Origin of the sequence: Nocardioides sp. NBC_00368 (genome assembly GCF_036090055.1) — a bacterium.
Classification (GTDB): Bacteria; Actinomycetota; Actinomycetes; order Propionibacteriales; family Nocardioidaceae; genus Nocardioides.
This window is the reverse complement of sequence record NZ_CP107970.1, coordinates 5,697,914-5,717,565: the sequence shown is the minus strand read 5'-3', so window position 1 is coordinate 5,717,565 and position 19,652 is coordinate 5,697,914. Positions and strand designations below refer to the sequence as shown.

At 68.1% G+C, this 19,652-nt stretch carries 22 protein-coding genes; 7 read left to right on the top strand and 15 right to left on the bottom strand.

All coding sequences use genetic code 11. The features are described from left to right. Positions 1 to 162: 162 nt before the first annotated feature. From OG984_RS27355 to OG984_RS27345, 3 genes are all read right to left on the bottom strand, one after another. Positions 163 to 1,131 (bottom strand): zinc-binding dehydrogenase, encoded by a 969-nt coding sequence (locus OG984_RS27355; RefSeq protein WP_328529241.1) that lies wholly within the window; start codon positions 1,129 to 1,131, stop codon positions 163 to 165. 146 nt (positions 1,132 to 1,277) lie between these two features. Continuing rightward, complete coding sequence (locus tag OG984_RS27350) at positions 1,278 to 2,471, bottom strand: NAD(P)-dependent malic enzyme (RefSeq protein WP_328529240.1); 1,194 nt, start codon at positions 2,469 to 2,471, stop codon at positions 1,278 to 1,280. Between the two features lie 165 nt (positions 2,472 to 2,636). Continuing rightward, the gene (locus tag OG984_RS27345) at positions 2,637 to 3,011 is read right to left on the bottom strand and encodes a S24/S26 family peptidase (protein ID WP_328529239.1); all 375 of its coding nucleotides are present in this window, start codon (positions 3,009 to 3,011) and stop codon (positions 2,637 to 2,639) included. A 54-nt stretch (positions 3,012 to 3,065) separates the two neighbouring features. On the opposite strand from OG984_RS27345, the gene sodN reads away from it, so the two are divergent. The 3 genes from sodN to OG984_RS27330 all read left to right on the top strand — a co-directional run bounded on the left by sodN (position 3,066) and on the right by OG984_RS27330 (position 4,777). Next, entirely contained in the window at positions 3,066 to 3,467 is a 402-nt protein-coding gene (gene sodN, locus OG984_RS27340) for a superoxide dismutase, Ni (protein ID WP_328529238.1), read from the top strand. Between the two features lie 130 nt (positions 3,468 to 3,597). After that, on the top strand, positions 3,598 to 3,978 hold the full coding sequence (locus OG984_RS27335) for an anti-sigma factor (protein ID WP_328529237.1): 381 nt from the start codon (positions 3,598 to 3,600) through the stop codon (positions 3,976 to 3,978). A 1-nt stretch (position 3,979) separates the two neighbouring features. Beyond that, positions 3,980 to 4,777 (top strand): SigB/SigF/SigG family RNA polymerase sigma factor, encoded by a 798-nt coding sequence (locus OG984_RS27330; RefSeq protein WP_328529236.1) that lies wholly within the window; start codon positions 3,980 to 3,982, stop codon positions 4,775 to 4,777. A gap of 3 nt (positions 4,778 to 4,780) precedes the next feature. Here OG984_RS27330 and OG984_RS27325 read toward each other — a convergent pair whose 3' ends face one another. Next, on the bottom strand, positions 4,781 to 5,152 hold the full coding sequence (locus OG984_RS27325; RefSeq protein ID WP_328529235.1) for a hypothetical protein: 372 nt from the start codon (positions 5,150 to 5,152) through the stop codon (positions 4,781 to 4,783). A 292-nt stretch (positions 5,153 to 5,444) separates the two neighbouring features. Between OG984_RS27325 and OG984_RS27320 the strand changes: the two genes are divergently transcribed. Continuing rightward, a complete protein-coding gene (locus tag OG984_RS27320) occupies positions 5,445 to 5,699 on the top strand; it encodes a WhiB family transcriptional regulator (protein ID WP_008362075.1) in 255 nt (84 codons plus the stop codon). 36 nt (positions 5,700 to 5,735) lie between these two features. On the opposite strand, the gene OG984_RS27315 is transcribed toward OG984_RS27320, so the two are convergent. After that, complete coding sequence (locus OG984_RS27315) at positions 5,736 to 7,226, bottom strand: sensor histidine kinase (RefSeq protein WP_328529234.1); 1,491 nt, start codon at positions 7,224 to 7,226, stop codon at positions 5,736 to 5,738. Between the two features lie 83 nt (positions 7,227 to 7,309). Between OG984_RS27315 and OG984_RS27310 the strand changes: the two genes are divergently transcribed. Further along, complete coding sequence (locus OG984_RS27310) at positions 7,310 to 8,149, top strand: DUF2785 domain-containing protein (protein ID WP_328529233.1); 840 nt, start codon at positions 7,310 to 7,312, stop codon at positions 8,147 to 8,149. A gap of 79 nt (positions 8,150 to 8,228) precedes the next feature. Next, positions 8,229 to 8,303, top strand: a complete 75-nt coding sequence (locus tag OG984_RS29560; RefSeq protein WP_369797015.1) for a 50S ribosomal protein bL37 — start codon at positions 8,229 to 8,231, stop codon at positions 8,301 to 8,303. Between the two features lie 87 nt (positions 8,304 to 8,390). Here OG984_RS29560 and rsrA read toward each other — a convergent pair whose 3' ends face one another. The 6 genes from rsrA to OG984_RS27280 all read right to left on the bottom strand — a co-directional run bounded on the left by rsrA (position 8,391) and on the right by OG984_RS27280 (position 14,164). Next, entirely contained in the window at positions 8,391 to 8,654 is a 264-nt protein-coding gene (rsrA, locus tag OG984_RS27305) for a mycothiol system anti-sigma-R factor (RefSeq protein WP_328529232.1), read from the bottom strand. Then, complete coding sequence (locus OG984_RS27300; RefSeq protein WP_442941017.1) at positions 8,651 to 9,358, bottom strand: sigma-70 family RNA polymerase sigma factor; 708 nt, start codon at positions 9,356 to 9,358, stop codon at positions 8,651 to 8,653. The genes rsrA and OG984_RS27300 overlap by 4 nt, the downstream gene beginning before the upstream one ends. Before the next feature lie 90 nt (positions 9,359 to 9,448). Further along, positions 9,449 to 10,957, bottom strand: a complete 1,509-nt coding sequence (gene arfA / locus OG984_RS27295; protein WP_328529230.1) for an arabinosylfuranosidase ArfA — start codon at positions 10,955 to 10,957, stop codon at positions 9,449 to 9,451. A gap of 73 nt (positions 10,958 to 11,030) precedes the next feature. Then, positions 11,031 to 12,359 (bottom strand): ABC transporter substrate-binding protein, encoded by a 1,329-nt coding sequence (locus OG984_RS27290; RefSeq protein ID WP_328529229.1) that lies wholly within the window; start codon positions 12,357 to 12,359, stop codon positions 11,031 to 11,033. Between the two features lie 33 nt (positions 12,360 to 12,392). After that, positions 12,393 to 13,259 carry a carbohydrate ABC transporter permease gene (locus tag OG984_RS27285; protein ID WP_328529228.1) on the bottom strand — a complete coding sequence of 289 codons (867 nt, stop codon included), beginning with the start codon at positions 13,257 to 13,259 and terminating at the stop codon, positions 12,393 to 12,395. Next, positions 13,256 to 14,164, bottom strand: coding sequence for a carbohydrate ABC transporter permease (locus OG984_RS27280; RefSeq protein WP_328529227.1), 909 nt, complete (start codon positions 14,162 to 14,164; stop codon positions 13,256 to 13,258). The genes OG984_RS27285 and OG984_RS27280 overlap by 4 nt, the downstream gene beginning before the upstream one ends. A gap of 250 nt (positions 14,165 to 14,414) precedes the next feature. On the opposite strand from OG984_RS27280, the gene OG984_RS27275 reads away from it, so the two are divergent. After that, complete coding sequence (locus OG984_RS27275; RefSeq protein ID WP_328529226.1) at positions 14,415 to 15,503, top strand: LacI family DNA-binding transcriptional regulator; 1,089 nt, start codon at positions 14,415 to 14,417, stop codon at positions 15,501 to 15,503. On the opposite strand, the gene OG984_RS27270 is transcribed toward OG984_RS27275, so the two are convergent. From OG984_RS27270 to OG984_RS27255, 4 genes are all read right to left on the bottom strand, one after another. Further along, positions 15,493 to 16,362: a fumarylacetoacetate hydrolase family protein gene (locus tag OG984_RS27270; protein ID WP_328529225.1), complete on the bottom strand. Its 870-nt coding sequence runs from the start codon at positions 16,360 to 16,362 to the stop codon at positions 15,493 to 15,495. The genes OG984_RS27275 and OG984_RS27270 overlap by 11 nt on opposite strands. Positions 16,363 to 16,372: 10 nt before the next feature. Beyond that, positions 16,373 to 18,154: an IlvD/Edd family dehydratase gene (locus tag OG984_RS27265; RefSeq protein ID WP_328529224.1), complete on the bottom strand. Its 1,782-nt coding sequence runs from the start codon at positions 18,152 to 18,154 to the stop codon at positions 16,373 to 16,375. A gap of 75 nt (positions 18,155 to 18,229) precedes the next feature. Beyond that, the gene (locus OG984_RS27260; RefSeq protein ID WP_328529223.1) at positions 18,230 to 18,868 is read right to left on the bottom strand and encodes an alpha/beta hydrolase family protein; all 639 of its coding nucleotides are present in this window, start codon (positions 18,866 to 18,868) and stop codon (positions 18,230 to 18,232) included. 4 nt (positions 18,869 to 18,872) lie between these two features. Then, the gene (locus tag OG984_RS27255) at positions 18,873 to 19,613 is read right to left on the bottom strand and encodes an SOS response-associated peptidase (RefSeq protein ID WP_328529222.1); all 741 of its coding nucleotides are present in this window, start codon (positions 19,611 to 19,613) and stop codon (positions 18,873 to 18,875) included. Positions 19,614 to 19,652: the final 39 nt, after the last annotated feature.

Below are 19,652 nucleotides of genomic sequence, written 5' to 3'. Positions count from 1 at the left end.
CATACATAGATCGAACGGGCGAGGCCGATTTCGACATCACGCCACGAGAAACTTTTCGAGCCCCCCGGCAGTGACACTCAATGGTCCCTTGCTGAACCCCGGGGAGTCGAACGATATTCCGTACGTCACACAGCCGGCGTCACGGCCGGTGTCGGTTCCTGGTCACAGCGTGAAGACGACCTTCCCGAAGAGATCACCGGCGTGCATCGCCTCGAAGCCGGCCTTGGCCTCGGTCAGCGGCATGGTGCGGTCGATCAGCGGTCGGGTGCCGGTGGCCTCGAGCAGCGAGACCAGGCTCGCCAGCTCGTTGCGGGTGCCCATCGTGGAGCCGATCACCTTGAGCTGCAGGAAGAAGATGTTCGTCAGCAGCGCGTCGTCGAGGTTCGGACCCGACGTGGTGCCGCTGATGATGATCGAGCCGCCCGGCCGCAGCGAGCGCACCGAGTGCGTCCAGGTCGCCCGCCCGACGGTCTCGATCACGGCGTCGACCTTGACCGGCAGCCGCTCCCCCGAGGCCAGTGCCTCGTGGGCACCGAGCTCGAGGGCGCGCTTCTGCTTCGCCTCGTCACGCGAGGTGGCGTAGACCTTGAGACCGGCCGCCCGCGCGAGCGTGATCGCCGCGGTCGCCACGCCGCCGCCGGCGCCCTGCACCAGCACCGAGTCACCAGCCTTGAGCCCACCCTGGGTGAACAGCATCCGGTAGGCCGTCAGCCATGCCGTCGGCAGGCACGCAGCCTCCTCGAACGACATGCCGGCGGGCTTGGCCACCACGTTGCGACGCGGCACGATCACCTTCTCGGCGAAGGTGCCCTGGTGACGCTCGGAGAGCAGCGACCGCTTCGGGTCGAGGGTCTCGTCTCCGGTCCAGTCGGGCGAGGAGATCACCGAGTGGACCACGACCTCGTTGCCGTCCTCGTCGAGCCCGGCCGCGTCGCAGCCGAGGATCATCGGCAGCGCCTCGGCCTTGAGCCCGACCCCCTGCAGGGACCACAGGTCGTGGTGGTTGAGCGAGGCGGCCTTGACGGTGACCGTCGTCCACCCGTCGGGCGCGACCGGCTCGGGCCGCTCCCCCAGCACGAGGCCGGAGATCGGGTCGTCGGATGAGAACTTCTCGGCGTACGCAGCGAACATGCGCCCGACCCTACCGACCCGCCGAGCCGGCGCAACCGTACGTCCAAACCGGCCGACTCGGCTCATCCTGACAGCGCCGATCGCCGAGTCGGCCCGTTGGAACGAGCCGACTCGGCGATCGTGTGGGTCAGAACGAGCCGGGTCGGCTACCTGCGGGCGACCCCGTCGACCCGAGCAGCCTCGGCGACCGCGGCGGAGACGGCGGGACCGACGCGCGGGTCGAACGGCTCCGGGATGATCTTGTCCGCGGACAGCTCATCGCCGACCAGCGCCGCCAGCGCCTGGGCAGCGGCCAGCTTCATGCCCTCGGTGATCGAGGAGGCGTGCACGTCGATCGCGCCCCGGAAGATGCCGGGGAAGGCGAGGACGTTGTTGATCTGGTTCGGGAAGTCCGAGCGACCGGTGGCGACGATGCTGGCGTACTTGTGCGCCACGTCGGGGTGGATCTCGGGGTTCGGGTTGGCCATCGCGAAGACGATCGCCTGGTCGGCCATGGTCGCGACGAGCTCCTCGGGCACCGTTCCGCCGGAGACCCCGACGTAGACGTCGGCGCCGGCGAGCGCCTCAGCCAGCGAGCCGGTGCGGCCGGTGACGTCGGCGGTCACCTCGGCGATCGCCTTCTTCGACGCGGTCAGGTCGGAGCGGGTGGAGGAGATGACGCCCTTGCGGTCGAGCAGCGCGAGGTCCTTGATGCCGAACTCGAGCAGGATCTTGGCGACCGCGACGCCGGCGGCACCGGCGCCGGAGATGACCACGCGGGTCGACTCCGGGTTGCGGCCGGTCAGCTTCAGCGCGTTCATCAGCGCGGCCAGCGTGACCACGGCGGTGCCGTGCTGGTCGTCGTGGAAGACCGGGATGTCGAGCGCCTCCTTGAGGCGGTCCTCGATCTCGAAGCAGCGCGGCGCGGAGATGTCCTCCAGGTTGATCCCACCGAACGAGGGCGCCATCCGGATGACGGTCTCGACGATCTCGTCGACGTCGGTGGTGTCCAGGCAGATCGGGATCGAGTCGACGCCGCCGAACTCCTTGAACAGCACCGCCTTGCCCTCCATCACCGGCATCGCCGCGGCGGGGCCGATGTCACCCAGGCCGAGCACGGCGGTGCCGTCGGTCACGACCGCGACGGTGTTGGGCACCCAGGTGTAGGTGTGGGCCAGCTCGGGCTGTTCGGCGATCGCGGTGCACACCCGGGCGACACCGGGGGTGTAGGCCATCGACAGCGAAGCCTTGTCGGAGACCGATGCGGTCGCCGCGATCGCCATCTTGCCGCCGCGGTGGAGCTCGAACACCGGGTCGCCGTCATAGGCGGTGGTCTCGGTGGACAGGGTGGACTCGGTCATTTGGGGGGCCTCCAGAAAACTACGGACTCGGACGTCGGGCGGTCGAACGCGAGCCGAAGGGTGGAGCCGCGCAAGGCGCCATCTACAGGGATGTGTTGCCCGGATGGCAGTTTCCCACAGGCTACCGGAGGAAGCGGTTGATGTTTCCTACAGGTGACGAAGCCCTCATCTGGAGCCCTCGTGCAGAGTCTCGCCCAGGACACGCGGGCGCGGCCAGAGCCGGGCCACCACGACGCCGAGCACGTCGTCGTCCGCGACGGGCCCCCGGTGACGCGAGTCGACCACCCCCGGGGCGCCCGGATTGTCCGAGAGCAGCCACCACCCGGAGCGACCGGAGGCGGTCGTACGCCGCTCCACCGCCCGCTTCACGACGACCGCCCCGTCGGCGAGCCGGGCGACGACCACGCGGCCCGGCACCGGCGTACGTCCGTAGGCGACCCACAACCGGTCCCCAGCCTGCAGCGTCGGCTCCATCGAGACCCCGACGACCTTCGCCATCCCCCAGGTGTGTCGGGGTGCCCTGGCCGCGATGTCTTCCATGCGGAGTAGTGTCGCAATCCGTAGGACACATGAACACTCTTTGAGAGGACCCGCATGTTCGCGCGACTTTTCGCTCCCACCATCGAGGTCTCGGCCCACTGCGACCTGCCCTGCGGCGTCTACGACCCCGCCCAGGCCCGCATCGAGGCCGAGTCCGTCAAGGCGGTCATCGCCAAGGCCCTGGACAGCGACGACCCCGACTTCCGCACCCGCGCCATCATCATCAAGGAACAGCGCTCCAACCTGGTCAAGGAGCACCTGTGGGTGCTGTGGACCGACTACTTCAAGCCCCCGCACTTCGAGGCCTACCCCCAGCTCCACACCCTCGTCAACGAGGCCACCAAGCTCGCCGGCGCCGCCGGCACCAAGGGCACCCTCGACCTGGAGACCGCCGACAAGCTCCTCGCCAAGATCGACGAGATCGCCGAGATCTTCTGGGCGACCAAGAAGGCCTGAGCCTCCTCGAGAATCAGCCGTACGCCGCAGCCGCTCCGTTCCCGGAGCGGCTGCGGTGCGTTTCCGGCACGACGCACCAGATCTCGTTGCATAATCAGGCGCAAGCCAACACGAAGGACTGACAACCCAGATGCCCCAGGTCGAGCTGCGCCTTCCCGCAGAAGGTGCCTACGTCTCCGTGCTGCGTACGACCACCGCCGCGCTCGCCGCGCGCCTCGACTTCACCCTGGAGGACATCGAGGACCTGCGGATGGCGATCAGCGAGGCAGCCGCGATCTGTCTGGAGTGCGCCGCGGATGACGCCCACCTGGACGTCGTCTTCGATCTCGGCGAGGACACGATCGGGGTCACCGTGACCACGACCTGCGAGGCCGAGGCCGAGATCGACGAGGAGAGCTTCGCCTGGCAGGTGCTCACCACGCTGGCCCGGGAGGTCACCGCCACCCCCGACGGCGACCAGCTCAGGATTTCGCTGGTCGCGGGAGCGACCCCGCTTGGAGCCGCGCGCTGACATGGCGCAGGAGACGATTCGGTCGTCGAGGTCCAGGAGCACGAGCGAGGTCGAGGACGCTCGCGCACGCTCCCGCGAGCTCTTCACGACGCTCGCCGGCACCGACCTGAGCGACGCCGAGCGCACCGCGGCGCGCGAGGAGCTGGTTCACCTCAACATGGCGCTGGTGGAGTACTGCGCCTCTCAGTTCTACGGTCGCGGTGAGCCGCACGAGGACCTCGTCCAGGTCGGCGTGGTCGGCCTCCTCAACGCCGTGGACCGCTACGACCTCGCCCGCGACGTGGAGTTCTCGACCTACGCCGTGCCGACGATCCTCGGCGAGATCAAGCGCTACTTCCGCGACAGCCGGTGGGCCGTCAGCGTCCCCCGCCGCCTGCGCGACCTGCAGCAGAACCTGCGCGACGCGACTGCCGAGCTCTCCCAGGAGCTCGGCCGCTCCCCCACGGCCCGCGACCTCGCCACCCGCCTCGGCGTCAGCCTGGAGACCGTCGTCGAGGGACTGGAGTCCAGCAACGCGTACGCAGCGCTGTCGCTCGACTCCGAGAGCGACGAGACCGCGCCGATGCTCGATTCTCTGACCGCCCACGACCTGCGCCTCGACGACGTCGAGGTGCGGGAGTCGATCAAGCCGGTGCTCGACAGCCTCTCCGCGCACGAGAAGCAGGTGCTGATGCTGAAGTTCTTCCGCAACAAGACCCAGACCGAGATCGCCGGCGAGCTGGGCGTCTCGCAGATGCAGGTCTCCCGGCTGCTCAACCGCTCGCTCAAGCAGCTCCGCAAGGCGCTGGAGGAGGACTAGGCCCTAGCGCTCCTCGAGCGCGGCGATGCTCGGCGGCGCGAAGACGCCGACGAGGGCGACGACCGCGAGCAGCGCGAGCCCGCCCGCGACGGCGAGGTCCTCACGCAGGTTCCACGCCAGGCCGAGCACGATCAGCTGGACGAGCACGAGCGGCGCACGCGACCAGGACTCCAGGCGCCAGAACATGGCGGCGCACCAGCCGATCCCGGCGGCACAGAGGAGGAAGAACAGCCCACCCGCGATCGCGGTGGTGAGCGAGGCGGCGTCGGGGATGCGTACGAACTCCATCGCGCCCCACAACAGCATCGCCGCGGCCTCCACGCCCGCAGCGACCACGGTCAGCAGAAGAGTCCAGGGGCGATGCGGCGCGGTCACCTCAGCAGCCTAGATCCCGGGCCAAGGCTCAGAAAATCGGCGAGAGCATACACCACCCGATTTGCGGGTAACTCACCGCGTTACCGAAATGTCTAGCCACAGGAAGACTGAGTGTTACGGTCCGGTGACGAACCAGACACTGGTTAGGGGTTGTTTCGGCGTCCATTTCTTGGAACTCTAGAGACAGCACGCACGTGAAGACATTCACACATCCCCGCCACGTGCCCACTCGCAGGGTCTCGCAGCACCAGGGCCTTGCCCATCCTACGTCAGAAAGAGGGTCTACCCAGCCATGGATTGGCGCCACCGTTCGGCTTGTCTCGATGAAGACCCGGAACTGTTCTTCCCCATCGGAAACACCGGTCCGGCCATCCTCCAGATCGAGGAAGCCAAGCAGGTCTGCCGGCGTTGCGACGTCCGGGAGCAGTGTCTTCAGTGGGCTCTTGAGGCCGGTCAGGACCACGGCGTGTGGGGTGGACTGAGCGAGGACGAGCGTCGTGCGCTGAAGCGCCGCAACGCCCGCTCCCGTGTCCGCACCGCCGTCTGACCAACCCCTAGAGGCCACACACCCCTAGAGATCCACCTAAAGTTCCAACGGCAGCTCTACCGAAGCTCTCGCCCCATGGCCGTCAGGCCGGGGCCCCAACGAGAGCCGGCCACCGAGCTCACCTTCGACGAGAGTCTTGACGATCGACAGCCCCAGGTTGGTCGAGGTCTCGAGACTGAACCCGTCGGGTAGTCCATGACCGTCGTCCTCGATGGTCACCTGGAGATGCCCGGCGGGTTGTTGTCGTACGGACATCACGATCGTGCCCGTCTCGGGATCACCGGGACCGCTGCCGCGGTAGCCGTGCTCGACTGCGTTCTGCAGCAGCTCGGTGACGACCATCGCCATCGGCGTGGCCACCTCCGAGGGCAGCGACCCGAACGAGCCCTCACGGCGCACCCGCACCGCGACGCCGACCGAGGTGACCTCTCCGACCATGGAGGCGAGCCGGTCGGCGATCTCGTCGAACTCGACGGTCTCCTCGACCGCCTGCTGCGAGAGGATCTCGTGGACCAGCGCGATCGATCCGACACGCCGTACAGCCTCGTTCAGTGCGTCCTGAGCCACCCCGGAGTCGACCCGGCGCGACTGCATCCGCAGCAGCGCGGCCACGGTTTGTAGATTGTTCTTCACCCGATGGTGGATCTCGCGGATGGTCGCGTCCTTGGTGACGAGCTCGCGGTCACGTCGACGCAGGTCGGTGACGTCGCGCAGCAGCACCAGCGCACCGATCGCCTCGCCGCGCGGCCGCAGCGGGATCGAGCGCATGATGATCGCCATCACCCCGGTGTCGATCTCGGTGTCACGGTGGGCCCGCCCGCCGAGCACCGCGCTCAGCGTCTCCTCGTCGGGGCGCTTGCGCGGCGGCACCAGCGCACGGGTCATCCCGGCCAGCGACTGGCCCGCCAGGTCGCCGGAGAGGCCCAGTCGGCGGAAGACCGAGAGGGCGTTGGGGCTGGCGTAGTCGACGACCCCGTCGGCGTCCACCCGCACGAACCCGTCGCCCACCCGCGGGGTGTCGGTGTGGTCGCTGCGCTGGCCGACCGCCGGGAAGTAGCCGTTGGCGATCATCTGGGTCAGGTCGGCCGCGGTCTGCAGGTAGGTCAGCTCGAGCTTGGACGGCGTACGTACGCCCAGCAGGTTGGTGTTGCGGCTCAGCACCGCGATGATGCGGCCGGCCCGGCGTACGGGGATGGTCTCGACCCGCACCGGGAGGTCGTCACGCCACTCCGGGTCGCCCTCGCGCACGAGTCGGCCGGCGTCGACGGCGTTGTCGAGGGTGGCGTGGCGGCCCTTCGGCACGAACATGCCGACGATGTCGTCGACGTAGGCCGTCGGGCCCGTCGTGGGGCGCATCTGACCGGCCGCCCAAAAGCCGTTGCCCGACTTGTCCGGCAGCCACAGGACCAGGTCGGCGAAGGACAGGTCGGCCAGGATCTGCCAGTCGGCCATGAGCAGCTGAAGCCACCCGACATCCTCGCTGTCGAGGTCGGTGTGGTTCTGGGCAAGCTCACTCAGGGTGGGCACGGGCACAGCGTAGATGTAGACCTTGGTAGGGCATTGCGCGGGTCGGATGTCCACGCGCGGCGGGGTTTGGCAGGATGTTCCCCATGTCGGAGGCGTACTGGCGGGAGGTTCACTCGACCGGTCTCGCCGTACCCACGGACCGGCCCCTGGGCGATCTCACCATCGAGCTCACCCGGATGCTCGGCGACCCCGACCCGGACGTACGCAGCGGGCTGGCCGTGCCGGCCCTGTCGACGTGGATCCAGCGCGGTGTCTACGACGACCTGCTCGCGGGCCTGGGCGACGGGATGGCCGCCGGCCTCGTGGTCGGGCTCGGTGACTCCGGCAACAACGGCGTCTTCCGCCGGGCCTCCTCGGTCGAGGCTCTGGCCGAGTGCATCGCCCGCGACAACGCCCGCTCGCTGGTGCCTGCGGAGAAGGTGCTGGAGTGGGGCGACCGGATCGCCACCTGGCTGCTGCGCGAGCGTGATCTGCGCGCCTTCGTCCCCGAGCGCGGCTGGGCGCACGCGGTCGCTCGCGGGGCCGACGCGCTGGGCACCCTGGCCGCCTCCGAGCATCTCGGCAAGCCAGAGCTGACGGTGATCCTCGACGTCGTCGCCGACCGGGTGCTGGCCCGCGGGGACACCATCTACGCCCACGGCGAACCCGACCGGCTGGCTGCGGCCACGATGTCCGTGCTGCGCCGCAACCTGGTCCCGCTCAACATCATGGAGCCGTGGATCAACCGGATCGTCACCGTCGCGACCGCCACCCCGGAGACACCCGACCGCGACCCGTTCCTGCTCACCGGCAACGCCGAGGCGTTCCTGCGGGCCCTCTACATCCAGCTCGCGCTCAGCAACGACACCCCACAGATCCGCGGCGACCTGCTGCTGGTCGTGGTCGCGGCGCTGAAGATCTCCAACCGCGCCTACCTGACCTGAATTGGCTCTCACGCACCTGGCTTTGAGAGACTGTCTCGAGGCCCCTCGGGGTCCACGTACCCCAATGGAGGAGATCATCATGGGCAAGACCGGTCGCAAGCGCCGCGCGCGCCGCAAGAAGGGCGCGAACCACGGCAAGCGCCCCAACGCCTGACCGCTGACCCCTCACGGGTCAGAACTGTCAAGACGCGCAAGAGCCCCAGCCGATTCGGCTGGGGCTCTCGTCGCGTCTGTGGCCGTTTCACGACCTCGTACGGAGCTCCTGGATCTGGACCATGATCTTGGCGCGCAGATCACCCGGAGCGACCTCGGTGCACGAGCGCGCGACGACCGCCTTGACGATGCGCTGCTGGTCGTAGGTCTCCAGGCACGGGTTGCAGCTCTGCAGGTGGAGCTTGACCTGGTCGGCGTCGGCCTCGGCGAGCTCGTTGTCGATCAGGAAGACGATCTGCTCGAGGAAGTCCGCGCAGTCGCTGGGAGATGCGTCGTGTTTGTGGGCACTCATGACGCACCTCCACGAGCGCCGGTGAGGTCGTTGGTGCGTACGTAGTCGGAGAGAAGATCGCGCAGCTGGCGCCGGCCGCGGTGCAGCCGCGACATCACGGTGCCGATCGGGGTTTCCATGATCTCGGCGATCTCCTTGTAGGCGAATCCCTCGACGTCGGCGAGGTAGACAGCGAGCCGGAACTCCTCCGGAAGACGCTGCAGGGCGTCCTTGACCTGCGAGTCGGGCAGGTGCTCGAGGGCCTCCATCTCCGCAGACTTCAGACCGGTCGAGGTGTGTGACTCGGCCCGCGCGAGCTGCCAGTCCTCGACGTCCTCGGACATCGACTGCTGCGGCTGCCGCTGTTTCTTGCGGTAGGTGTTGATGAAGGTGTTGGTGAGGATGCGGTAGAGCCAGGCCTTCAGGTTCGTGCCGGGCTTGAACTGGTGGAAGGAGGAGTACGCCTTCGCGAACGTCTCCTGCACCAGGTCCTCAGCGTCGGACGGGTTGCGGGTCATCCGCATCGCGGCCGAGTAGAGCTGGTCGAGGAAGGGCAGCGCGTCCCGCTCGAAGCGCAGCGCGCGCTCCTCGGGCGTCTCGGTGGCCAGGTCGACCTCCGCGCTCCGCGCGGTTACTCCCTCGCTCGTCTCATCGTTGTTGTCGCTCATCACGTCCCAGGGTACGCGCGTGAGCATCGGGGCGCCCATCGGCGACACGTTCTCCATAGGGCGTTCGAGGAGGATGGTCATGTCGGATGAACGCCGCGACGACCGCGAAACATTCCCTGCTGCCCGGGACCCCGGGCGACGGCTGTATCAGGACGTCTGCAGGACGAACATGCTCCACGAGGCCGGAGGAAGCTCGGCCTCGAGCGCGCTACCCACGACCTTCGCCGAGTCGAACGTCTTCGGCACCACCCGGTCGGGATCCTCCATGCTGTTCACGGCGAACAGGTCCTCGCCACCCATCACCGTCGCCTCGACCAGCTCCACGTCGCCGAAGTAGCGCACGTCGGTGGAGAAGGCCATGGCCTCCGACGGATGCCGGTTGACGACGAACACCGCCACGCGGCCGTTCTCCCGATCGTGGGTCGCCACGGCGTCGAGGACGGTGACGTCACCGTGCTTGGCGGTCGCCATCGTCGGGGCGACCACCCGCGGCTCGAGCACCTCCCCCTGCGCGAACCGGGCGGTCAGCGCGAACGGGTGGAAGATCGACTGCCGCCATGCCGGCCCGCCGGGCTCGCACCTGATCGAGCCGATGGTGTTGACCAGCTGGGCCTGGCAGGCGGCGGTCACCCGGTCGCTGTGCTTGAGCAGCGTGATGAGCAGGGAGCCGACGACGACGGCGTCGAGCGCCGTGTAGGCGTCCTCGCTGAGCCGAGGGGCGAAGGTCCACTCCTTCGGGGCGCCCTCCTCCTGGAACTTCTTCAGGTACCAGACGTTCCATTCGTCGAAGGAGATGTTGATCCGCTTCGGCGACGAGAGCTTCGCCCCGATGTGGTCGGCGGTCGCGACGACCTCCCGGATGAAGAGGTCCATGTCGACCGACGAGGCGAGGAAGCTTGCGACGTCATCGCCCTCCAGCTCGTAGTAGGCATGCGCCGAGACGAAGTCGACGACGTCGTAGCTGTGCTCGAGCACCGTCGCCTCCCACGCACCGAAGGTCGGCATCGAGCGGCCCGAGCTCCCGCAGGCGACCAGCTCGAGGTCGGCGTCGTACTGGCGCATTCCTCCGGCCACCTCCTTGGCCAGGCGGCCGTACTCCTCGGCCGTCTTGTGGCCCAGCTGCCAGGGGCCGTCCATCTCATTGCCGAGACACCACATCCGGATGTCGTGCGCATCCGTGGCGCCGTCCGAGATACGCCGGTCGGACAGCTCGGTGCCGCCAGGGTGGTTGGCGTACTCCAGCAGCTCGAGCGCCTCCGCCAGACCGCGCGTCCCGAGGTTCACCGCCATGATGGGCTCGATGCCGGCCCTCCTCGCCCAGGTCATGAACTCGTTGAGGCCGAACGCGTTGGTCTCGATGGTCCGCCACGCGGGGTCCAGGCGGGTCGGCCGCTGGTCGCGCGGGCCCACTCCGTCCTCCCACTTGTAGCCGGAGACGAAGTTGCCCCCGGGGTAACGGACAGCGGTCACCCCGAGCTCGCGTACGAGATCCAGTACGTCCCCGCGCAGGCCGTCGTCGTCCGCCGTCGGGTGCCCCGGCTCGAAGATGCCGCCGTAGACACATCGACCCATGTGCTCCACGAACGATCCGAAGATCCTCCTGTTGACGGGGGCGACGGTGAACGCCGGATCGATCGTCAGCTTGCCGTTCTCCATGGGTTCCTCTCTCTGGTCTGGGCAGCGGCGTCCCGGGCGCCGGCGACACGCCGGCGCCCGGAACCCTTCGCAGCTACTTGAGCTGGTTCTCCAGGTCGGCCTGCGCCTGGTCCAGCGCCTGCTTGGCCGGGACGCCGTCCCCGAAGACCTGGTTGTACGTACTGGTCGTGAACACCTCGTCGACCTTGGGCAGGTTCGGGTCGGCGAAGGACTCGAAGTGGCCGATGTCGCCCTTGACCTCGTTGAGCACGTCGAAGAGGTTGGTCCGGAAGTACTTGTTGAACTTGTTCTCCGGGTTGTGGGTGACCTCCTTGTCCTCCCACACCGACATGTTCACCGGGTCGAAGCCGAGCTCCTCCCAGACGGCGACGTTGGCCTCCGGCGACAGCTTCGCGAAGGCGAGCCACTCCATGGCGAAGTCCTTGTCCGGGGAGCTGTCGATCACCGCGGTGCCGGTGCCGCCGCCACCGATCGTGGCAACCTCACCGCCCTCGATGACCGGCGCCGGTGCGATCGCGATGTCACCGGCAAGGTCGGGCATGTAGTCGACGAACCGGGAGGTGTACCAGGCCGGGTAGACGACGGCCGCGTACTCGCCGTCGTTGATGGGGCCGTAGGCCTCCTCGATGTCCGGGCTCCCGCCCGGGATGGTCGAGAGCGCTCCGGCCTTCTGCATCTCCTGCAGCATCCCGACCGCCTCCACGACCTCCGGGCTGTTCACGGTGACGTTGCCGTCCTCGTCGAACAGGTTGCCCCCGAGCTGCGCCATGATCAGCGGCTGCACGATGTTGGTGTCGGTGCTGGCGATGCCGAACGCCTTGCCGGTCTCCTTGTTGTACTTGGCGCCGGCCTCCTTGAAGTCGTCCCAGGTCTCGATGGTCTTGTAGTCGACCCCGGCCTTCTCCATCAACGGGACGTTGTAGAAGGCCACCTGGGCCCCGACGTGAGTCGGGTAGCCGAGCTGCTTCCCCTCCCGGTTGTACAGGTCCATCCGGGCCTGCACGATGTCCTCCTGGTATGGCTCGGCGGCCTCGGACAGGTCCGCCAGCGGCGTACGCCCGTCCTCGGTGACGAAGTTCGAGAACTTGTTCACCTCGATGTCCACGACGTCCGGGAGCCCCTTGCCGGAGTTCACCGCCAGCTGGAGCTTGTTGTGCATCTCGTCGTACGGGAAGACCGTCACGTCGAGCTTGATCTCCTTGTCGGGGTTCTGCTCGTTCCACGCGTCGGCCATCGCCTCGTAGTAGGTGCCGTGCAGCTCGGCGAACACCCACATGTCGATGCTGGTGCGGCCCTCTGCGTCAGGTCCGCCTTCCTCCTCGGAGCCGCCGCAGGCGCTCAGTGCGAGCGTCGCGGCGAGTCCTGCGGCGAGGAGGGAGGTGATTCTCCGCGTTGTCGTCATGGTTTCTCTCCATCTGTGAGGTTGTGCAAGGGGTCAGCCCTTGAGCGCCCCGGCCGTCATTCCAGCGACGAAGAACCGCTGGAACAGCAGGAAGAGCACCAGGACGGGAAGGAGCGAGAACAGAGATCCGATGATCAGCAGCTCGTAGTTGTTCTCGTGCGGGGTGAGCAGGGTGTTGAGCCCGATCGGAAGGGTGAACTTCGACTCCGAGCGCAGCACCAGCAGCGGCCAGAGGAAGTTGTTCCAGATGATCATCCCGTTGAGGATGGCCATCGCCGCGAACGCCGGTTTCGCCACCGGCACCACGATCTTGAAGAAGATGCCGAACTCCGTGGCGCCGTCCATCCGGCCCGCCTCGAGCAGATCCTTCGGGATGCCGAGGAAGTACTGCCGGAAGTAGAAGATCGTCACCGTGGCTGCCAGGAACGGCAGCACGATCACCGAGTAGGAGTCGTCCAGGCCGACGTCGTTCACCAGCACGTACAGCGGGAGCATCATGATCTCGAACGGCACGGCCATGAGCAGCAGCACGGCGATGAACAGCGCGGTCTTGCCCTTGAACTCGTAGACCGCGAAGCCGTAGGCGACGAACGAGCTGACCAGCAGCGTCCCGGCCACCTGTACGACGGTGAGCAGGATCGAGTTCGCGAACCACCGGAAGTACGGCCCGGAGTCGGTGAAGAGCATCACGTAGTTGTCCAGGGACAGCGAGCCGAGATCGACGTCGAGGGAGAGTCCCCTCCGGATGACGTCGTTGCCGTCCTGGAACGTCGCGACGAACATGATCAGCAACGGAGCGAGCACGACCAGCGTCAGCACCAGCAGCAGCGCGGTCTGGACGGAGCCGTGCAGCCAGTACGGCAGCTGGATCCTCGTGCGGGTGACCGGCTCGGCACTCAAGACGCGTGCTCCTTCTTGAAGGTTCCGCTGAGCGTGAGGAACGTGAGGTTGATGGCCATGATGACCACGACGAGCACGACACCGACCGCGGAGGCGAAGCCCAGATCGTTCTGCTCGATCCCCCGCCGGTAGAGGTAGCCGATCACGGTTAGTCCCTGGTCGTTGGGCGAGGCGTTGCCGCGGTAGAGCATGAAGCTCTCCAGGAACATCGCCAGGCCGCCGTACACGCTGATGGTGGTGACGTAGACGATGGTCGGCTTCAGGTTGGGCAGGGTGATGTGGAAGAACTGCTGCAGCCTGCTGGCCCCGTCGATGGTCGCGGCCTCGTAGTACTCCTCGGGGATGGACTGCATGCCGGCGAGGAAGTAGAGGATGTTGACGCCGGTCCAGCGCCACATCGCCAGTGCCAGCAGGGCGATCAGCCCGCCCGTGTCGATGCGAAGCCACCGGACCGGGTCGAGACCGAACAGCCCGACGATCTGGTTCATCAGTCCGGTGCCGGTCTCGGCGAACATCAGCCGGAAGATGATCCCGGCGACGACGACGGAGGTCAGCGCCGGCACGAACATCGAGGCCTTGAAGACCGCCTTGACGCGGTCGCTGCCGATCTTGGAGTTGATGAGCGCGGCCAGCACCAGTGGGATCGGGATCAGGAGGGCGATGGTCAGCACCATGTAGCGGGCGCTGTTGAACATCGCCTTCCAGAAGAGCCGGTCCTCCCAGAGCCGCTGGTAGTTGTCGAGACCGATGAAGGCGGCCTGCCCGAACACCACCTCCTGGGTGCTCAGCAGGAAGGTGCGTGCGAGCGGGAGCAGCCAGAAGGCGAGCAGCGTGATCACGAACGGCGCGATGAACAGGTAGGGCGCCGCCTTCTGCGAGTACAGCAGCCGCCGGAGAACGACCATCAAGGACTCCTCTTCGCTGAGGCATCACACGCGGGTGGGGAAACCCATCGGTTTACGACGATGTACGTCTCTCACCAGCAGGTTTACCACGTGGTAATCAGCGCTTATCCTTGTCCTGCGCGCAGACCCCTGTCAAGACCCGAACGTGACATTCGCCACACGCAGTGTCCGAAAGGGCAGCCAGGGCCAGCGCAAAACACCGATGTAGGCTGCCCCCTGAACCGGGGGCACGAGGGAACACGAGGCGACGATGGCTGTGACGATGCGCGACGTCGCGGCCGTTGCCCGCGTCTCGCCCAAGACCGTGTCCAACGTGGTCAACGACCATCCGAACGTGCACCCGGACACGCGTGCCCGTGTTCAGCAGGCGATCGCCGAGCTGGGCTACCGGCCGAACCATTCCGCGCGCGGCCTGCGCTCCGGCCGCACCGGCGTCATCGGCCTGGCGGTGCCGGAGCTGAGGCAGGCCTACTTCGCCGAGCTTGCCGATGCGGTCATCGCGGCGGCGGCCAAGCGCGGGCTGAGCGTGATCGTCGGACAGCTCGGAGGCGACCGCGAGCACGAGATCGAGCTCCTCACCCACGGGCTCCCCCAGACCGACGGCCTGCTCTTCAGCCCGGAGCGACTCGGCACCGAGGACAGGGACCTGTTGGCGTACGTCGACTTCCCGATGGTCATGCTGGGAGAGTGGATCTTCGGTGGACCCACCGACCACGTGACGATGCACAACGTCAGCGCGGCCCGCGCGGCCGTCGAGCACCTGATCTCGCTGGGGCGCCGGCGGATCGCCGTCATCGGCGCCCATCCGGAGGACGAGACCCGGCGGATGGGGCCCTCGAACCTGAGGATCCAGGGCTACCGGGAGGCCCTGGCGGCTGCCGGTATCGAGCACGATCCGCGGCTCGAGCGCGTCGTCGCGCCCTGGCACCCGGAGGACGGCGCCGACGCGGCCCGCCAGCTGATCGAGTCAGGGCTGGAGTTCGACGCCATCTTCACCCTGACCGACGCACTCGGGCTGGGTGCGCTCCGGGCGCTCGGCGAGGCGGGGCGGGTCGTGCCCGACGACGTCGCCGTGATCGGCTTCGACAACATCAGGATCAGCCACCTCACCGTCCCCTCGCTCTCGAGCATCGACCCCGGCCGCGCCGAGATCGCGGAGACGGCGGTCAGCATGCTCGTCGAGCGCATCGAGTGGGGCGCCGGGTCGTCGCGGCCGGCACGTCTGCACAAGGCTGCCTTCGACGTGATCGTGCGAGAGTCCTCCGGCGGGACCGCTTCCGGGGCGCCGGAGACCTCGTCGAGGCAGCCCTCCGTGGAGCCTCAGACGCTCAACGGTTGAGCCACGCGAACGGCTCCTTCCCGGCCTCCACCCGGTTGACGAGCCGTCCGACCTCCGCGATCTCGATCTCCACGAGGTCGCCGGGCTGGAGACTGAAGTCCATGTCGGGGACGATCCCGGTGCCGGTGGCCAGCGCCGCACCGTCGGGGAAGTCGTTGGCGGCGAACAGGTAGTCGACGAGCTGCTGGATCGGACGGACGAGCTGGTCGGACGACGTCCTCGCCGCGACGACCTCTTGTCCGCTCCGGCGGACCACGAGGGTGATGTCGAGGCCTGTGGGCTCAGGGACCTCCCACGCGGGCCTGATGCCTGCCGCGAGCGCCGCTGCACCTGCGTACACCTTGGCCTGGGACAGGTAGAGCGGGTTCTCGCCCTCGATCGAGCGGGAGCTCATGTCGTTGCAGACCGTGTAGCCGATGATCTCGCCGTGGGCGTTGACCACGACGGCGAGCTCCGGCTCGGGTACGTCGTGGCCTGAGTCGGCCCGGATGCCGACCGGCTCGCCGGCGGTGACCAGACGCCAGGCCGGCGCCTTCAGGAACAGCTCGGGCCGCTGCGCGGAGTACACCTTGTCGTAGACCGACCGCTCGGCGCTCTCCTCCATCCGGGCGCTGCGCGAGCGGGCGTAGGTGACGCCCGCGCACCACAGCTCGGCCCGCCCGTCCAGCGGGGCGAGCAGACGTGCGGACGCCGCCGGGAGCGGCGTGGCGGAGGCGGACTCCACGGTGGCCCGCAGCTCGTCGCGCGGCATCGCGAGGAGATCCGCCATGGACCCGACACCGCTCACCGGCGTGATCGAGTCGTCCCTGAGCACGCCGACCTGGGGGCCGCTGCCGCTGTCGTATCGGACAAGGTGCATCGTCTGCTCCTCAGTGGTTGTCGCGCGGGGTGCCCTTGGTCTGCACCACGCGTTGGTACTTCACAGCGGGCTCGAGGACCATGCCGTCGGCGAGCTGGCCGACCATGGACCGCTGGATCTCCTGCCACGGCGTCTGCGACTCCGGCACCGGGAACTCCCCCAGCGCCTCCCGCCGCTCGGCCAGCTCTTCGTCGGAGACCAGCATGTCCGCCCGTCCCTGGTTGAGGTCGATCCGGACACGATCATCGGTACGCAGCAGTGCCAGGCCTCCTCCGGCGGCGGCCTCGGGCGAGGCGTTGAGGATCGAGGGCGACCCTGACGTACCGGACTGGCGGCCGTCACCCACGCAGGGCAGCGAGTGCACACCCCGCTCGATGAGCGCGGCGGGAGGCTGCATGTTGACGACCTCGGCCGAGCCGGGATAGCCGATGGGGCCGACGCCGCGGATGAACAGGATGCATCCCTCATCGACCTCGAGCGAGGGGTCGTCGATGCGGGCGTGGTAGTCCTCGGGCCCGTCGAAGACGATCGCGCGGCCCTCGAACACGTTCGGGTGCTCGGGGTCGGAGAGGTAGCGATCCCGGAACTCCTCCGAGATCACGCTGGTCTTCATGATCGCGCTGTCGAACAGGTTCCCGGTCAGCACGATGAAGCCGGCGGCCTCCACCAGCGGGTTGTCGAAGCCGCGGATCACCTCCGCGTCCTCGCTCACCGTGTCACGGCAGTTCTCGCCGATGGTCCGCCCGTTCACGGTGAGGGCATGCTCGTGGATCAGCCCGTGACGCATCAGCTCGTGGACGACGGCCGGCACCCCGCCCGCGCGGTGGAACTCCTCACCGAGGAACCTGCCCGCGGGCTGCATGTCGACCAGGAGCGGGATCCGGTGCCCGACCGTCTCCCACTCCTCGATGCCGAGGTCAACCCCGACGTGCCGGGCGATCGCGTTGATGTGGACGGGCGCGTTGGTGGAGCCCCCGATCGCCGAGTTCACGACGATCGCGTTCTCGAACGCGTCCCTGGTCAGGATGTCGGAGGGCTTGAGGTCCTCGTGCACCATCTCGACGATGCGCCTGCCCGTCAGGTAGGCCACCCGGCCGCGATCGCGGTGCGGTGCCGGGATCGCTGCCGAGCCGGGCAGGCTCATCCCGAGGGTCTCGGCGAGGCTGTTCATCGTGGCCGCGGTGCCCATGGTGTTGCAGTGACCCGGCGACGGCGCGGAGGACGCGATCAGCTCGGTGAACTCCGCCTCGTCGATCTCCCCCGCCGCGAGCATCTCGCGGGCCTTCCAGATGATCGTGCCCGAACCGATGCGCTCCCCCTTGAGCCAGCCGTTGAGCATCGGCCCGCCGGAGAGCACGATCGCCGGGATGTTCACCGTGGCCGCCGCCATCACGCAGGCCGGCGTGGTCTTGTCGCACCCCGTGGTCAGCACCACCCCGTCGAGGGGATATCCGTAGAGGACCTCCACCAGGCCGAGGTAGGCGAGGTTGCGGTCCAGCGCCGCCGTCGGCCGCTTCCCCATCTCATGGATCGGGTGCACCGGGAACTCGAACGCGATCCCACCCATCTCCCGGATGCCGTCGCGTACGCGCTGCGCCAGCCCGAGATGGTGCCGGTTGCAGGGCGCCAGGTCCGAGCCGGTCTGAGCGATCCCGATCACCGGCTTGCCCGACTGGAGCTCCTCTCGCGTCACGCCCCAGTTCATGTAGCGCTCGATGTAGAGCGCCGTCATCGCGGGGTTGGCCGGGTTGTCGAACCAGTCCTGGCTGCGCAGTCGATGGGGGTTTACCACGTGGTAAACCCTAGCGCCGCCACGCGTCGTCCGCCCGCAAAGTCACCACGGTCTGGGCTCAACGAGGCGATCGAGCTAGGCGATGACCTCGCGGACCAGCCACTCCAGGGTGGACTCGACCAGGATCGCGTCGGCGTCGGCCTGGGTGATCGGGCCTCGCTTGCCGACGATGAGGGAATGATCCGCACCCGGGATCGGGGTCACCTCGATCCCCTCGGGGAACTCCTCGGGCCTGCCGAACCTGTCCCGGGTGCCCTGCAGCACCAAGGTCGGCACCCTCGCCTCCAGCAGCTCGTGGGCACGCGAGATCTGGGGCTTGCTGACCGGGTGCAGAGGGAAGGCCAGGCAGAGCGCTCCGGCGGCACCGAACCCGCGCGCCGTGCGGACCGCCGAGCGAGCACCGGCCGAACGGCCCCCGACCACCAGCGGCGTACGCACTCGCATCCAGTTGGCCGCCAGCGTCAGCGCGGCGTCGAGGGACTTGGGCGGCGTGGCGACCGGCTTTCCCTTGACCCGCCAGGGCTGCTCGAAGCGGACCACCGTGATCCCCTGGGCCGGCAGCGCATCGTTGAGCGCCATCAGGTCGTGGGTGTCGATGCCGTTGCCGGCGCCGTGGGAGAGCAGCAGCGTCGCCTGTGGTCGTCGCGCCCGGCGGGTGTAGAGCCGCCCCTCCCCGTAGGGAGTGTCGATCATCTGCGTCGTGGTTCCACCCATGTCATCACCAGGTTTCCTCGAGCGGCAGTGGCTCGATGAGTTCATGGCCGTTGTTGCGTACGTTGCTCACCAGCGTCGAGACCGGGTAGGCCTCCAGCCGGCCGGGCGCCGCCGGGGTCAGCAGGTCCACGTCGCCGGGCCGGGTCGGGTCGAGCCACTGGTCCCAGCGCTCCCGTTCGACCATGAGCGGCATCCGGTCGTGGATCCGGCCCAGGGAGTCCTCCGCCTCTGTGGTGATCACCGTGCAGCTCCACAGCCAGCGGCTGGGATCGTCCTCGTCCTTGGCGGGGTCGGGCCACAGCTCGTAGAGCCCGGCCATCGCCAGCACTCCCCCGTCCTTCGGCGTGATGAAGTAGGGCTGCTTGCGGGGCTTGCCCTTGGCGTCCTTCGCGTCGGTGGCGTACCACTCGAAGTAGCCGTCGGCGGGCAGCAGGCAGCGGCGCTTGGCGAAGGCCCGGCGGTAGGCGGGCTTCTCGCCCACCGTCTCCATCCGGGCATTGATCATCCGGTTGCCGATCTTGACGTCCTTGGCCCAAGAGGGAACCAGGCCCCAACGTACGGAGCGGAGCTGGCGCTCGGTGGTGGCGTTCTCCTGGTGGGGCGGGCGCTCGAGGACGGCGTAGACCTGGTCGGTCGGAGCCACGTTGTAGCTCTCGGTGAGCGGCTCCTGCAGGCGCAGCTCATCGATCTCGAACTCCTCGGCCAGCTCGTCGGGTTGGCGGCTGGACGCGTAACGACCGCACATACGTTCACCTTAGCGCCGCCGGACCGTGCTGTTTCCAGG